Below are 14,014 nucleotides of genomic sequence, written 5' to 3' on the forward strand. Positions count from 1 at the left end.
GGGGCGGACGGGTCGCAAGTCGTCGCCGGGAACGTCGAACGCTTCCGGGTGTGCCTGCGTACAACGGCACATGAAAGACCTGAAGGTCGCCCCGATCGACAACGTCGCCCCGACCCCCGCAGCCCCGACGAAGACCGACCTTCCCGTCATCACCGACCCGGCCGCCTACGCCGAGGGGGACCCGGCGCCCCGCGCCGATCACGCGGACGTCTCGCGGGCGTCCGCGGACGCGGCGGCGCTGCTCAAGGCCGCATCGGACGCCGCCACGTCGGCCGCCTCACCGGCCGGCGAGAAGCAGTCCGGCGGCGCGGGGGGCACGCCGGCCGGCGGAGACGACCGCGCCGGGATCGCACGCCTCGGTGACCCGGTCGCGGTCTGGCCGTGCGCCGGCTGCGGACGGCCCGTGCCGCAGCCGGTGCGCGGCGCCCGCACCGTCCGGTACTGCCAGGACGGCGACGGGACGTGCGAGCAGGCCGCGCGCGAGAGCCGGGAGCGGGGCCTCGACTCCCCGGGCCTCACCGGCCAGGTCGCCTGGACTTGGGAGATGGTCGACCGGCTGGAGGGCCTCGCGGACCGGCTCGCCGGGTCACTGATGTCCGAGCTGAGCGTCGCGGGCGTCGAGCGGCGGGTCGCCGACGCCCGGGCGGAGGCCGCCGGGCACATCGCGATCGCGCAGCGGGAACGGGACGCGTCCCAGCAGCAGGCGGAGCTCGCGTGGCGGGAGACGTCCACCGCCCGGGCCCGCGCCGAGGCCGCCGAGCAGGAGGCCGCGTCCGCCCGCGCCGAGGCCAAGCGGCTCGCCGCCGAGCGGGACGCCGCGCGGCAGGAATGCCAGGAGGCCAAGGACAAGGCCGACGGCGACGGCGCCGCCCGCCTCGCCGCCGAACGCGACCGCGACCGCATGGCGACGCGGGAGGGCGAACTGCTCGCCTCCCTGGAGAGCGCCCGCTCGGAACTGGTCACCCTGCACGGGCGGCTGTCGGAGGCCGAGACCCTGGTCGAGGGGCAGCGCGTCGAGACCGCCGCCGCCACGCGCGCCGCCGACGACCTGCGCTCCGCCGTCCGGGACGCCGAGGCCAAACGGGGGCAGGCCGTCGCCGACCGCGACCAGATCCAGGCGCGCGCCCGGGAGCTCGAACAGCACAACTGGCAGCTGACCCGCACCGCCGAGGAGCTGCGGGCCGCGGTGGGGGCGCTCACCGCCGAGCGGGACGCCGCCCGCGCCGAGGCCGATCGCGCCCGCCGCCGCGTCGACGCCCTCACCTCGCTGGTCGACGGGCGTCCGGATCCCGGTCCGCGCCCGGCCGTCGACCGGGAACCGCCGACCGGGCTGCACTCCCTGCCGCCGATGAACGGCTCCCTGCTGGACGGCGGCGACCCGCTCGCCACAGACCCTCTTCGCCGCAACGGTCGTCGCCTTCCCCACGCCGGCTGACCGTCATGCCGGACGATCGACGCACAGGTAGGAGGTGAGGCGCAACCCCACACTGCACTGGCCCTGAATCCGGCCGCCGTACCGCACCGGGGTGGTACGGCGGCCGGCGCATTCCCGGGGCCCTTCGTCCGGACACCGCGAACGCCGGCCCGCGCCTTGGGGTCGGCAGGGCTCAGCGGCCGAGGGACTTCAGGTGTCCGGCGTAGTCGACGGCGCCGGCGTGGACGGCGGCGTGCACGGCGCGGGCGAGCCTTGAGCCCCAGGCCGAGCGGGGGCCGGCGAAGATCTCCTCTGTCCCGCCGGTGGTGGCCACAACGCAGATCGCGTCGGACGCGGTGCCGGTGCACGGGAATCCGGCTTCGAGCAACGCCTGGGTCTTGGCCTCCGTGGCGGTGACGACCGCGTTCACCAGAGCCGCGTCACTCATCGGCACGGGGACCGCGACCACGATATTGACAGTCCCAGGCGCCCAACCGGGCGGGAACGCCCCATCCCGGTCAGGCGGGGACGGCACATCGCGGTCGGGCGAGGACGCTATTTCGAGGCCGGGCGGGGACGTCATTTCGAGGCCGGGCGGGGACGTCCCGTCGAGCTCAGGTGAGGGCATCACGTTGAGGCCGGGCGAGGGCGTTCCATCGAGGCCGGGCGGGGACGTCACGTCGCGGTCGATCGGGGGCGTCACGTCGAGATCGAGCGGGGGCGTCACGTCGAGATCGGGCGAGGATGTCACGTCGAGGTCGACGGGGGCCAGTTCCGGGTCGGGGGTCCCGGCCGGCGAGACCGCCCAGGTCGGGACGCGCAGCCCGACCGTCGCCGACACGGCCACGCCCTCGTCGTCCCGCCGCATCGTGCGTGCCACCGAGGCCGCCGTGAGCATCCCGGCGCCCGGACCGTCCAGCCCGTACGACGCCGCCAGCCCGGCAAGGTGTGCGACCGGGTCGGTGCGCGAATACGTGCCGGGGACCTGCGCGTTCAGCACCCACCGGGCCGGGCCGATACCGCCGCCCAGCATCGCCGAGGAGATCATCCGGTGACCGTCGCCGGCCCGCCACACCGTCGAGGCCAGCCGCTTCCCGTCCTCCTCACGCCACACCGTCTCCAGGTTCACGGACGCTCCAGCGACAGGATCGGCCGGCCGCCGGGGCCGGGGGTGATGCGCACGCGCGCGTCGAAATGCTCCTCCACCGTCTCACGGGTGAGGACCCGCTCCGGCGGGCCCGCCGCGGCGACCCGTCCGCCCGAGATGAGGACCAGGCCGTCGGCGTACTGCCCGGCCAGCGTCAGGTCGTGGATGGTGGTCACCACGGTCAGCTCGTCGGACAGCCGCAGCTGATCGATGAGTTCCAGCACCTGCTGCTGGTGGCCGATGTCCAGCGCGGTCGTCGGCTCGTCCAGCAGGAGCACCGAGGTCTGCTGGGCGAGGGCGCGGGCCAGCACCACCCGCTGCCGCTCGCCGCCGGAAAGGTGGTCCAGCGGTCGGGCGGCGAAGGCGGTGAGGTCCAGGCGGTCGAGAACCTCTCCGGTGATGGTCCGGTCGCGTGCGCCCTCGCGGCCCAGATGCGGAATGTAGGGGGAGCGCCCGAGCAGCGTGTAGTCGAACACCGTCATGCCCACCGGAAGGTTCGGGCTCTGCGGGGCGTACGCGACAAGCCGGGCACGCTGTCGCGGCTTGAGCGTCCGCAGGTCCGCGTCCGCGACGGCGATCTCACCGTGGGACGGCACCAGGCCGAGGACCGCGCGCAGCAGGGTCGACTTCCCTGCGCCGTTCGGGCCGATGATCGCCGTCCACGACCCGGCCGGAACGTCCAGCGACACCCCTTTCAGCACCTGCCGCCCGCCCAGTGCGACGTCCAGGCCGCGCACCGCGACCGTCACGCGTCCACCTGCCTGCGGGACGCGCGCAGCACCACGACGAAGAACGGCCCGCCGACGAACGCCGTCACCACCCCGAGCGGAAGCTCCCCGGGCCTGACCACCGTCCGCGCCACGAGGTCCGCGACCTCCAGGAACGCGGCCCCGCCGAGCAGCGAGAGCGGCAGCACGATCCGGTACGAGCCGCCGGCCAGCCGCCGCACGACATGCGGGACGACGATGCCGACGAACGCGATCAGCCCGCTCACCGCGACCGCGGACGCCGTCGCCAGCGAGGCCGCCAGCAGCACCGTCAGCCGCACCCGCGACGCCGACAGGCCGAGGGACGCCGCCTCCTCGTCGCCGACGCTCAGCACGTCCAGCAGCCTTCCGTGCGCGAGCAGCACGATCGTGGAGATGAGCGCGTACGGGGCGACCAGTCCCAGCTGATGCCAGTCGGACGACCCGACGCCGCCGAGGATCCAGGAGAAGATCCGCTGCAGTTCCTGCGCCTTCATCTGCTGGATGAACGTCTGCACGGCCGCGAGAAAAGACGACACCGCGACTCCCGCCAGCACCAGCGTCGCCGTCCCGTTAGCGCGTCCCGCCGCGACGCTGCCCAGCAGGTAGGCCAGGAACACCCCGCCGATCGCGCCCGCGAACGCGGCGAGCGGCACACTGTACTCGGGGTCGCCCGGCACCAGCACGATCACCAGCGTCGCCCCGACTCCGGCTCCCGCCGCCGCGCCCAGCAGGTACGGATCGGCGAGCGGGTTGCGGAACACCCCCTGATACCCGGCGCCCGCGACGGCGAGCAGCCCGCCGACCAGCGCCGCCATCAGCGCCCTCGGCACCCTGAGCTGGAACAGGACGTTCTCGTCGATCACACCGAAGCCGGAGTCGACATGCACGAACGGGATCCTGTCGGCCAGCGCCTTCAGCACCCCCGCGGCGGGCAGGCCGGCCGACCCGACCAGCACACCAGCGAGCAGGGTCACCACCAGCAACCCGGCCGCCACCGTCAGCGGAAGCACCCGCAACCTGGCCTGAGACCCCACACCCACCCGCCGCGCCCCCGTACCCCGAGACAACAGCGTGACGCCCCGGCCCCGCAGAAGACCCCGCCCGAACCGCGCCCCCGCGGCCTGTGGCGCGGCGTCCTCGGGCGGCGGGGTTGCGTTCTTGGTGGGTGCTCTCGCGGCCTCAGGCTGAGACGACTCGGTGCGTTGAGGCGGTGTCGTGCCTTCGGACGATGGCGTCCCGGCCGTGTTGTGCGGTTCGGCCGGAACTTCTCCGGGACGTGGGCGGCGCCTGCTCACGAGCGGGCGTCCTCGGCGGCAGCGGTCATTGAACCTTCTGGACCGCGTCGCCGATCGTCTTGACGAACTCGGGCAGGCGGGGACCCCAGCGGGACGCGATGTCGTCGTCGAGCTCGACCACGCCGTTGTGCTTGACCGCGTCCAGGTCGGACCAGCCGGGGCGCTTGGCGAGGGCGCCGGCGTTCTGCCCGCAGCACTTGGTGTCGGCCAGGAAGATGAGGGCGGGGTCCTGCTTGAGGAGGTATTCGCGGGACAGCTGCGGGTACCCGCCGGACGCCTTGTCCGCCTTGTCGGCGATGTTCTGGAGGCCGAACAGCCCGTACACCTGGCCCACGAAGGTCTTGGACGTCACCGAGTGGAGCTGATTGTCGAGCTCGTGGTAGTAGGTGAGGCCCTTGGCCTTGGACGATGCGGCGACCGTCTTCTGGACGGCGGCCTGCATGTCGCCGGTCAGCTTCTTCGCCTCGGTGGTGTGGCCGGTCGCCTGCCCCAGGTCGGTGATCTCGTCGTAGGCGTCGTCCAGCTTCGCCGCCGCCGGCTCCAGCAGGACGGGCACCTTCACCTTCTCCAGCGCCTTGACGATGCCGTCCATGTCGTCGGACAGGACGACGAGATCGGGCTTGTAGGCGATGATCGCCTCGGCGTTCGGCTTGAAGCCCGACAGCTTCGTCCGCGGCGCGTTGGAGGGGTGGTTGGAGTAGCTGTCCACCGCCACGACCTGGGACCCGGCGCCGATGGCGAACAGCGTCTCAGTGTGGGTGGGGGACAGGGACACGATCCGCTTGGGCGCGGCGGGGACGGTCACCGCACCATTGGCGGCCTGGACGGTGACCGACTTGCCACCGGACGTGTCGTTACCGGACTTGCCGTCGTCGCCGCCGCATGCGGCGGCGAACGTCATGACGCCGATCGCCATCACCACGCCGAGGGTGCGTACGGGTCTCACTGGAGCCTCCTGGTTGCAGGGAAGCCGCGGCCCGCTCAGGACGGATCGCCCTTCCACGAGGTCGACGGTCGTCGGCACGCGAGGAGGCGACCTGGCTCGGCCACTTCGAGAGGGGCACCACAGTTGCGGGACAGCGCCGGATTCACACCGGACTTCGCTCCTGGCGCGCAGCACCGCAACGGTATCAGCCACCGAATGCGGATCTGTCCCAATGTCGGAGTGAGTTCTCACTCCGATGTTGACGGAGTGAGAACTCACTCCGTACCTTGGCGGTATGGAGCCGAAGAAGCGCCGCCGTGCCCCTGGGATGAGCCCGGCGGAGCGCCGCGAGATGATCGTCCGGACCGCTCTGCCACTGGTCGCCGAGCATGGGACCGCCGTCACCACGGGCCAGATCGCCCGCGCCGCCGGTATCGGGGAGGCGACGATCTTCCGCGTGTTCGCCGACAAGGACGAACTGCTGGACGCGTGCGTCGCCGAGGCGCTGCAGACCGACCACGTCCTGGCGGAGATCGCGGCCGTGCCGCTCGACCAGCCACTGCCCGACCGGCTCGCGGAGGCCGCCGCCGCGATCGACGCCTACCTCGCCCGGATCGGCATGGTCATCGGCGCGCTCCATGCCACCGGCCGGCGCGGACGCGACCCGCACGGCGGTGAGGGCGGTGAGCCCGGCCCCGACCGCGAAACCGCGATGGACCGCACCCGTGACGCCCTCGCCGAGCTGTTCGAGCCCGAACGGGAGCAACTGCGTCTGCCCGTGGGACAGATCGCGAGCCTGTTCATGGGACTGGTGTTCACCCGCTCCCGTCCCCCCGCCGGGCCCGACTCGCAGATCCCGGCCATGGACGACTACCTGGACGTCTTCCTGCACGGCGCCCTCAAGGAAGGAACCACGGAATGACGATCACCCTGAATCACGCGATCGTGACGGCCGCCGACAACGACGAGGCCGCCCGCTTCTTCGCCGGCGTCATGGGCCTGCCGTACACCGGCCCGCACCCGCACGCACGCCACTTCGTCCCGATTCGTGTGAATCCGGCGCTCACTCTCGACTTCATGACCGTCGCGTATCCGCAGGGCCACCATCTGGCCTTCGACGTGGACGCCGTCACCTTCGACACGATCGTGGACCGCCTCGGCGCCCGCGAGATCCCGTACGGCGATGACCCCGCCCACGCCGACAACGGCCGCGTCGACGAGGACCACCCGCTCGGCGGCCGCGGCATCTACTTCTCCGACCCCAGCGGCAACCTCTACGAGCTCATCTCCCCACGCCCAGCCTGACGCCCCCGAGCGAACGCGGCCGGCGGCCTTGGCGCCCTTAGTTGGGGGCCTCCCGCATGGTCCGTTTAATGAGGTAGATCATGCCGGGGGGTGCGGTTTGCGTGGTCAGGTGGCGCCCGGGGCGCCGTCTCGTGGTGCGTACTTCTGCGCCAGGTCACGGTCGTTCGCTGCCCATCTGCGATGGCGGGCCGCCGACTGCAGGTGGAGCTCCGCTTCCTCGGGATGCGCGGCGGCCATGCCCTCCAGCAGCAACGCGGCGCGGTCATGGGCCTGCGCCGAGGAGACCATCGCCTGACGTGCGTACTCTTCGGCCTCCCGCCTGTGGTCCGCGGCCGTCGTACCGCGCTCGCGCCCGTCGGGCAGTTCGGCGACGCGGCGTTCGGCGGCCTGCCGCGTCCCGCGCGCCTTCATTCGAAGCGTGCGGTTTTCGCTGCCCATACCAGCCAGCCTGACGCCCGAGCCCGCCGATCAACCAGCCCACCAGACACGTCGACTATCTACCCAATGGCCCGTCGGTTCAGCCCCACCCAAGGGGCAAGGAGCTGTTCACGATCGGGTGGGCTGGGCACAGGGATCGGTGTTGGGGGCACTGTGGTGGTCAGAGTTGGCCCAGGTAGAAGCGGCTTCCTTGGTCGTCGGTGCATTCGGCGGTGAGGCCGTAGGGCTGTTGGGCGGGGTCGCTTGCCGTGCCGCCGGCTTCGCGGACGCGGGTGACGGCGGTTTCGATGTTGTCGACCGAGTACATCGGCACAACGACGGGCCGGTCGGTGCCGCCGTGCATGCCGGTCATGGGGCGCACTTCGGTGCCGCCGAGCTTGACACTCCAGCCGCCGGGTGTGCGGCCCGGGATGAACTCCCAGCCGAGCACGGCGCCATAGAAGGCACGGGCATGGGCGATGTCGGGGACGCCGATGGTGAGGTAGGAGATCTCGCCATGGTGAGTAGCGCGTCCGGCGGCCTCGGCGAGCCTGCTCTCCAGCGGGCTGGTCCCCTCCGGGGGCTGGTAGATCGAGAAGCTCATCCCTTGGTCGTCGGTGCATTCGGCGCTCAGGCCGAACGGTTCCTCGGTCGGTTCCCGGGCCTCACCGCCGGAATCGTGAATCCGCCGGATCGTCTCGTGGACGTCCTCGACGGCGAAGGCCAGGAAGGTGGTGCGGTGCTCTTGGCCGCCGAAGAGACCGATGTGCTGTTCGGGCAGTCCTTCGACATGGCGGCCGGCCGCAGCGCCTCCGGGAACCGAATGCCAGCCGAGGACGGCGCCGTAGAACGTGGCGGCGCGTTCGACGTCGGGGACCCAGACGGACGCGTATCCGACGTCGCCCTGCCGCAGCGGCGGACGGACGGCCGCCGGGGGGCTTGAGATGATCCAGCGGTGGCCGAACGGGTCGGTGACGACGCCATTGCGGCCGTAGGGCTGGTCGGCCACGGGACGGTCAGGGGCGGCGCCCATTTCGACGGCGCGGGAGAAGACGATGTCCACATTGGGGACGCTCAGGTAGAGCGACTGGCTGGGGCCGCCGCGAGCCTTCGGGCCGAGCAGACCCTCTTCGGGCCACTCGTCGGCGAGCATCAGGACGGAGTCGCCGATGGTCAGCTCCGCGTGGCCGACTCGTCCGTCCTCCGTCATGAAGGGCTCGCCGCGGAGTTCGGCACCGAACGCCTCGGCGTACCAGCGCAGAGCATGCTGCCCGTCGTCGACGCAGAGGCGCGGAGTCAGGGTGCGCACCGGGGCTTGCTGCCTGTGGACGGTTGTCGTTGTCATGCGGTCTCCCGTGGGTTGCAGCAGCGCGCGCCGCAGGCGTTCCCGCAGGCGCGCCGCGAAGGCCGGGTCGGGATCGACGGGGACTGCCGACATGCGGAGAGCCTCCAGCGGATCAGTCATCGTGGCCCTCCTTCCTGTCACGGTGTCCGGGGATCCGTTTCCCTGGTGAGCAGTGGTCTGTGTAGGCGTTCCGGAAGGCCGCCCGGGCCCGTGTCAGCAGTGCCTCGGTGGCCTGGAGCGTACGGCCGAGGTGCTCGGCCACCTGGGGGACCGGGAGCCCGTCGAGGTAGCGGAGCGTCAGGGCGGCCCGATGGTGGGGCCCCAGCATGCCGAGGACCTCCCGGGCCAGGAGCGCGTCCAGGCGTTCGTCCCATGGATCTTCGGCGGTCTCCAGGACGCCCCCGTCCAGGGCCTGGAGTCCGCGTTGCTCCCGCGCCACCCGCCGCCAGTGGTCGGCCAGTTTGTGTCTGGCCACTCCGACCAGCCATGCGACGGACAGTGCCGGGGGCGGCTCCTTGCGCACCGCCTCCACCGCGGCCAGGAAAGTCTCTGCCGTGAGGTCCTCCGCCAGCGCGCGCCGGCCGCACCGGGGCAGCAGGTAGCCATAGACCTCGGGCAGGGCCGTGTCGTAGAGATCGAGCAGGGCCGGCCCCGGGTCGGGCTGGAGTTGTCCCGGGTGGTTCATACCCCTCCATCGCTCCGCGGGCCGCTTCTCCGACGGGCGGAGGGCAAGAAATTTCGGCGAGTCGGCCGAGGCCGATGCACGATCATGGAGGACGTGGTGATGCCCGAACCTCTGACGCTCTACACCGGCGACGGCGTGCGAATCGACGCAGGTCATCTGCGGGGCGATGGCGCCGTGTGCTTCATCCTGGCGCACGGGTTCACGTGCTCGTGGGGCCAGCCCGCGCTTCGCCGGATCGCGCGCGGCCTCAATCGGCATGGCGGTGTGATCGGGATCGACTTTCGCGGTCACGGGAGGTCCGGCGGGCATTCAACGGTAGGTGACCGGGAGGTGGCCGACGTCGACGCAGCGGTCGCGGCGGCTCGGCGAAGAGGATATTCACGGATCGTTTTGACGGGGTTCTCGATGGGCGGGGCCATCGTCGTCCGACACGCGGCGTTACAGGGCGGGGTCGACGCAGTGGTCTCGGTGAGCGCGCCCGCCCGCTGGTACTACCGCGGGACGGTGCCGATGCGGCGCGTGCACTGGGTGATCGAACGGCGTGTAGGCCGGATGGCGGTCCGGCTGGCACGCGGAACCCGAATCGCGTCCAAGGGATGGGATCCGGTGCCAGAGGCTCCCCACGAGGTGGTGGGACGGATCGCGCCGGTACCGCTGCTGGTGGTCCACGGAGATGCGGACCCGTTCTTTCCCCTGGAGCACGGCCACCAGCTCTATGAGGCGGCCTCAGATCCGAAGGAGTTGTGGGTGGAACCGGCGTTCGGTCACGCGGAAGCGGCCGCAACACCGGACTTGATCAAACGTATCGGCGCCTGGGCGATGAGCGCGGTCTCCGGGACGTCCGACCCGGTGACGCCTCGGGACTGAACGCCCGGTCAGACGGCCCGGCGTATCTAGCGGTGTGGGCTCTGACCTCGGGATATTCGAAGTTATCCACATTTCGCTGTCTTCCCCGCGTGGCGTGGCGGGCCGGGCATCATCGGTTCACATGGACGGATTCAGCCTCACCTGGAAGCGAACGGCCGCCGACTCGATCGTCCCGGTCGGGCCCGGCGCCTACTTCGTCCCCGTCAAGGGCGCCTCGCTCGCGGCACGCGCCGCCGCGCTGAGCAGTCTCCTCCCAGAGGAAGTCGTCATCGCACGCCGTACAGCCGCATGGATATGGGGCTTGGACGTATTACCTCCGGGAGTGAACGAAGTCGACTGGGACGTCGAACTCATCACTCCCCAAAAGTCCGATCCCGCTGCTGGTCCATCTCCGGTCACCGCGGACAGCGTGGAACTGCCCGCCGACCACGTCGTGGAGGAAACCGATGTACGTGTCACGTCCCTGGCTCGCACCGCACTGGACTGCGCCCGCTGGACTCCTCGCTATGAGGCGGTCGCCGCTCTGGACCAGTTCCTCCGGCGGGGAGTCGGCATCGACGAACTCACCACGATGGCCCGGACGCTACCAGGATACCGCGGCAACAAACGGCTGCGTCAGGTCGTCCGCCTCGCCGATCGCGGCGCGGCCTCCCCCGGCGAAAGCTGGACTCGCGTCGCCCTCGTGGATGCCGGTTTCCCGCGCCCCGAGACTCAGGTTCCCGTCATGGGGCCGCGAGGCCAATGGCTGTATGTCGACCTCGGCTACCGGGAATTCCGTGTCGGCCTCGAATACGACGGAGAACGCCACCACACCGGCCCCGAGGCGCGAACGCACGACGCGCGCCGCCGGCACTGGCTCACCAAGGAAATGGGGTGGGATGTCATCCCTGTGACCAAGAACTTCTTATCCTGCCCTGCGCCTTACCTGGAGGCTCTCCTGACAGCACTGCTTCAACGCGGCTGGAATCCTGAAGACGCAACCATGGAGTACATCGCCGCCCGCCTGGCGCGGCTTCGACGCCGGCCTGGCTGAAACCCATCGGCGCCAGCGACGCGGGGAAGGCTACTCACGGTCGAGTAGGTTCACCAAGCGTTTCGGTGCGATGAGACGGTAACTGTCCTCGATGAGTTCTGCCATCTCCTGCCAATCCTGATCTACGTCCAGCCGTGCGCCGACCCAACCCTTGACGCCGACGTACTTCGGAACGAAGAAACGGTCCGGGGCCTCGGCGACAAGGGCGTCCTGGACGCCGGGCCCGGCCTTGAAAGTCAGGGAGAGTCCGTCTTCGGAGGTCATTACGAACAGCTTGTCTCGAACCCGAAAAGAAGGAGCCGTGTGCCCGCCGAACGGCTTCTCCGTCGCCTCGGGCAACGACAGACAGATCTCCCGAACCCGTGCTGCCACGTCAAGGTCGCTCACTTCGATGTCCTTCCCTGTAACTTGCTCGCCGCCACCTACGACCTGCTCGCCACTCAACATGTACTGGTTAGACGCCACCAGTAGCCGCTCAGCAGCACCCAGACGTCCTCCCGCCGCACCGCGAACCGCTTGTAGGGGACGGGGCGAGGGTGGAGTCGTCCGTTGAGTCTCGGGTTTGGGCAGCGCCTTGCATGGCCCGCCGGTCGCTCGGCGCACCGCCCTGGGCGCTTGGCGAGCCTCCCTGGTCGCTTGGTGGTACGTCTGGTCGCTGAGTTTTGTAGTGCTCTGTGGCGCTTGCGGTCGCTATTGGTCGCGGGGCCGCCTGCAGGCGGCGTATCCGGCGCGGTCATGCACGGTGTGGCGGACGGTGTGCGCGCGCAGCGGCAGCCAGGTCGTGATCCCGGCGGTGACGACAGTGTTGGTCCCGGCCTGCAGCAGCGCGCCGAGACGGTCGGCCTCCGGTACGGCCGACGCCGTCGATCCTGCACGATGCTCGACACCTCCACCGCCCCGCCGTCGGCGGGGAAGCCGACCGGCCGGTCGGCGCCTCCAGGTCGGCGCGGCGCGCGACAGCGCGCCGAGTGGGGCTGCCTTCGTCTGGGTTCTGCGATCGTTTGGGGCCTGTCGTCGGATTGAGGCATGTGATTGAGGTTTGTGGTCGCTCTCGGGAGGGTGGTCGGTTGAGGCCCAGGTGCGGGCGGACGCCTCCGCGACCGTGGACGAGCACCGTCCCGTGTCGCTGTTCCGGGATCTGCTGGTCGTCACCACGGCCGACAAGCAGAAGAAGGCCTACACCAGGCTGCTCGACACCGCCAGGGCGATGACCCACCTGTGCGAGCTGATCCGTCGACCCTGGCGAGGGCAGGGACCGCGGTGTTCTAGGGGCCAGTGGTCGTTTGGGCCTTGTGCTTGTTCCGGGCCTCATCGCAGTGTTCGCCATCAGTCGTGGGCGGCTGGTCAGTCCTGGGCTTGTGGGGGGCCGGCGGTCGGTCAGCGGACACGTCCGCTTGGCGGCTGACGCTAGCTGGTCTGTACGACAACCGTGGGGACGGCTCCGCGAGGAGGAAGGAGAGGGGGCGCAGGACGCAGAACTCGCTGCCTTCCGGGTCGGCGAGAACGCCCCACGGAACATCATCTCCTGGCTTCACACACTGATGATCACCGGAGACCGTGCCCGTTTCCCGGACCAGCCGGCCACACGATCATGGTCTGAGGACGGAGCGAGGCCCGGCCCAACCGGTGGCGGCCACCACCTCCTGCGCAATGTCCACGACAGGTCGTCCGTCCGTCACCACCCGCACGGTCCCGGCCGGGGCACGCAAGTCCAGGAGCCGTGCCTTGCGGACACTTCCCTCCAGCTCCTGTTCCAGCTCTGAGCCGAGTTCCCGGCCCACCAGCCGCTCGCGGGCGGTGGCGTCGGAGGCAGTGAGCAGGACTCGTGTGATCCCCACTCCGGCCCCCATGGCACGCTCGAACATGCCCGTCGCCTCCGGCAGCACGCTCGCGGTGTTCGTGTAGATCAGGCGTCGGTAGCCGCGCTGGGCGAAGTTCGCCCACACGGCAGTCAGATTGCTCTCGGTGATCTCCGCTCGGTGCGGGTCCCCCTCCGGTGCCGGATGCACCTGCCCCATGAAGTCACCCTCGATGATCGCGTGAGAGACCGCCGCGACGCGCAGCAGCGCCGAAACCTCCCATCCCACCGTCGTCTTGCCGACACCGGCCCGCCCTCCGATGAGCAGTACTTCTGCGTGGTCCATGGGGGGCAGCGTGCCATCGGGCGACCACTGAACGAAGCACGCGGCGGGGTAGCCGTGCGGGTCAGCGCCGACGATCATCCCGTCGTCGACGTGATAAAGGATCTGCTAGTCCAGGACAGTCGACCAGAACTCGGCCAGGGAGGATGGCTCCCGGAGCCAAATGACCAGGTGCTGGAAGCGCGATGCCATGGCCCGAGATTAACTGCAGGAGGGAAGGGCGCAGCCATGGGAAGCCGGGCCGGGTCAATTCCAGGGGGAGTTGGGAGGCTGCCGCCCGTCCCAGGCCGGAAGCCAGAAGAATTCCTATATGACGAGGCCGATGATCGACCCGCGGTCGCGTCCGTCCCATGCTCGGGTCATTTCGAACGTCACCACACCGCCATCGTCCGAGGGGAAGACGCGGCCGAGCAGTAGGTGACGGTCGGCACTACGCGTGCTCGGTGGGAGGTCCATCGCCGGTGACCAGGTTGCGGCGGCGCCGCGTTGGGCTTCTGGCGTGCCCGGCCAGCGCAGAGTCGGGGCGGGAACAGGGGCCTTCGCATGAAGGCCGGGCCTCGGTTCGGCCCGGTGGCGAACCTCTTCCTCTCTGGCGGCTTTCATCGTCGGCGGCGCGGTCGCGCTCGCGTTGGGTGCCGTCATCGTCGGCTCGATCGCGGTGCCGTACCGCAGGTCCCGAAGGGCAGGCTCC

General features: G+C 70.6%; 14 protein-coding genes. 5 read left to right on the forward strand and 9 right to left on the reverse strand.

Annotated elements, in window-relative coordinates:
- Positions 1–70: 70 nt before the first annotated feature.
- Positions 71–1,435: a chromosome segregation ATPase gene (locus ACQPXG_RS18025; protein WP_433468851.1), complete on the forward strand. Its 1,365-nt coding sequence runs from the start codon at positions 71–73 to the stop codon at positions 1,433–1,435.
- Positions 1,436–1,607: 172 nt separating this feature from the next.
- Here ACQPXG_RS18025 and ACQPXG_RS18030 read toward each other — a convergent pair whose 3' ends face one another.
- The 4 genes from ACQPXG_RS18030 to ACQPXG_RS18045 all read right to left on the reverse strand — a co-directional run bounded on the left by ACQPXG_RS18030 (position 1,608) and on the right by ACQPXG_RS18045 (position 5,551).
- On the reverse strand, positions 1,608–2,543 hold the full coding sequence (locus tag ACQPXG_RS18030; protein ID WP_433468852.1) for an adenosylcobinamide amidohydrolase: 936 nt from the start codon (positions 2,541–2,543) through the stop codon (positions 1,608–1,610).
- Positions 2,540–3,310, reverse strand: coding sequence for an ABC transporter ATP-binding protein (locus ACQPXG_RS18035; RefSeq protein WP_433468853.1), 771 nt, complete (start codon positions 3,308–3,310; stop codon positions 2,540–2,542). The genes ACQPXG_RS18030 and ACQPXG_RS18035 overlap by 4 nt, the downstream gene beginning before the upstream one ends.
- Positions 3,307–4,320, reverse strand: a complete 1,014-nt coding sequence (locus tag ACQPXG_RS18040) for a FecCD family ABC transporter permease (RefSeq protein ID WP_433468854.1) — start codon at positions 4,318–4,320, stop codon at positions 3,307–3,309. Before ACQPXG_RS18040 ends, ACQPXG_RS18035 begins: the two co-directional genes overlap by 4 nt.
- Positions 4,321–4,630: 310 nt before the next feature.
- Positions 4,631–5,551, reverse strand: coding sequence for an ABC transporter substrate-binding protein (locus tag ACQPXG_RS18045; protein ID WP_433468855.1), 921 nt, complete (start codon positions 5,549–5,551; stop codon positions 4,631–4,633).
- A gap of 274 nt (positions 5,552–5,825) precedes the next feature.
- Between ACQPXG_RS18045 and ACQPXG_RS18050 the strand changes: the two genes are divergently transcribed.
- Entirely contained in the window at positions 5,826–6,452 is a 627-nt protein-coding gene (locus tag ACQPXG_RS18050) for a TetR/AcrR family transcriptional regulator (protein WP_433468856.1), read from the forward strand.
- Entirely contained in the window at positions 6,449–6,835 is a 387-nt protein-coding gene (locus ACQPXG_RS18055) for a VOC family protein (protein ID WP_433468857.1), read from the forward strand. The genes ACQPXG_RS18050 and ACQPXG_RS18055 overlap by 4 nt, the downstream gene beginning before the upstream one ends.
- 105 nt (positions 6,836–6,940) lie before the next feature.
- Here ACQPXG_RS18055 and ACQPXG_RS18060 read toward each other — a convergent pair whose 3' ends face one another.
- The 3 genes from ACQPXG_RS18060 to ACQPXG_RS18070 form a co-directional block, all read right to left on the reverse strand.
- Entirely contained in the window at positions 6,941–7,273 is a 333-nt protein-coding gene (locus tag ACQPXG_RS18060; RefSeq protein WP_433468858.1) for a hypothetical protein, read from the reverse strand.
- 160 nt (positions 7,274–7,433) lie between these two features.
- Positions 7,434–8,717: a VOC family protein gene (locus ACQPXG_RS18065; RefSeq protein WP_433468859.1), complete on the reverse strand. Its 1,284-nt coding sequence runs from the start codon at positions 8,715–8,717 to the stop codon at positions 7,434–7,436.
- Entirely contained in the window at positions 8,710–9,282 is a 573-nt protein-coding gene (locus ACQPXG_RS18070) for an RNA polymerase sigma factor (protein WP_433468860.1), read from the reverse strand. Before ACQPXG_RS18070 ends, ACQPXG_RS18065 begins: the two co-directional genes overlap by 8 nt.
- Positions 9,283–9,366: 84 nt before the next feature.
- On the opposite strand from ACQPXG_RS18070, the gene ACQPXG_RS18075 reads away from it, so the two are divergent.
- Both ACQPXG_RS18075 and ACQPXG_RS18080 read left to right on the forward strand, forming a co-directional pair.
- Positions 9,367–10,149, forward strand: a complete 783-nt coding sequence (locus ACQPXG_RS18075) for an alpha/beta hydrolase (protein WP_433468861.1) — start codon at positions 9,367–9,369, stop codon at positions 10,147–10,149.
- A 121-nt stretch (positions 10,150–10,270) separates the two neighbouring features.
- Positions 10,271–11,182: a hypothetical protein gene (locus ACQPXG_RS18080; RefSeq protein ID WP_433468862.1), complete on the forward strand. Its 912-nt coding sequence runs from the start codon at positions 10,271–10,273 to the stop codon at positions 11,180–11,182.
- A 30-nt stretch (positions 11,183–11,212) separates the two neighbouring features.
- Here ACQPXG_RS18080 and ACQPXG_RS18085 read toward each other — a convergent pair whose 3' ends face one another.
- Both ACQPXG_RS18085 and ACQPXG_RS18090 read right to left on the reverse strand, forming a co-directional pair.
- Positions 11,213–11,569: an MmcQ/YjbR family DNA-binding protein gene (locus ACQPXG_RS18085; protein ID WP_433468863.1), complete on the reverse strand. Its 357-nt coding sequence runs from the start codon at positions 11,567–11,569 to the stop codon at positions 11,213–11,215.
- Between the two features lie 1,202 nt (positions 11,570–12,771).
- Positions 12,772–13,326, reverse strand: a complete 555-nt coding sequence (locus tag ACQPXG_RS18090; protein WP_433468864.1) for a hypothetical protein — start codon at positions 13,324–13,326, stop codon at positions 12,772–12,774.
- Positions 13,327–14,014 lie beyond the last annotated feature (688 nt).

The organism is Spirillospora sp. CA-128828, from assembly GCF_050945415.1.
In the GTDB taxonomy this organism is placed as follows: Bacteria; Actinomycetota; Actinomycetes; order Streptosporangiales; family Streptosporangiaceae; genus Spirillospora.

What these genes read in the sequence shown, in the direction of transcription:
- ACQPXG_RS18025 (WP_433468851.1), top strand. Translation starts at nt 71, where the DNA reads ATGAAAGACCTGAAGGTCGCCCCGATCGACAACGTCGCCCCGACCCCC.
- ACQPXG_RS18050 (WP_433468856.1), top strand. Translation starts at nt 5,826, where the DNA reads ATGGAGCCGAAGAAGCGCCGCCGTGCCCCTGGGATGAGCCCGGCGGAG.
- ACQPXG_RS18055 (WP_433468857.1), top strand. Translation starts at nt 6,449, where the DNA reads ATGACGATCACCCTGAATCACGCGATCGTGACGGCCGCCGACAACGAC.
- ACQPXG_RS18060 (WP_433468858.1), bottom strand. Translation starts at nt 7,273, where the DNA reads ATGGGCAGCGAAAACCGCACGCTTCGAATGAAGGCGCGCGGGACGCGG.
- ACQPXG_RS18065 (WP_433468859.1), bottom strand. Translation starts at nt 8,717, where the DNA reads ATGACTGATCCGCTGGAGGCTCTCCGCATGTCGGCAGTCCCCGTCGAT.
- ACQPXG_RS18070 (WP_433468860.1), bottom strand. Translation starts at nt 9,282, where the DNA reads ATGAACCACCCGGGACAACTCCAGCCCGACCCGGGGCCGGCCCTGCTC.
- ACQPXG_RS18075 (WP_433468861.1), top strand. Translation starts at nt 9,367, where the DNA reads ATGGAGGACGTGGTGATGCCCGAACCTCTGACGCTCTACACCGGCGAC.
- ACQPXG_RS18080 (WP_433468862.1), top strand. Translation starts at nt 10,271, where the DNA reads ATGGACGGATTCAGCCTCACCTGGAAGCGAACGGCCGCCGACTCGATC.
- ACQPXG_RS18090 (WP_433468864.1), bottom strand. Translation starts at nt 13,326, where the DNA reads ATGGACCACGCAGAAGTACTGCTCATCGGAGGGCGGGCCGGTGTCGGC.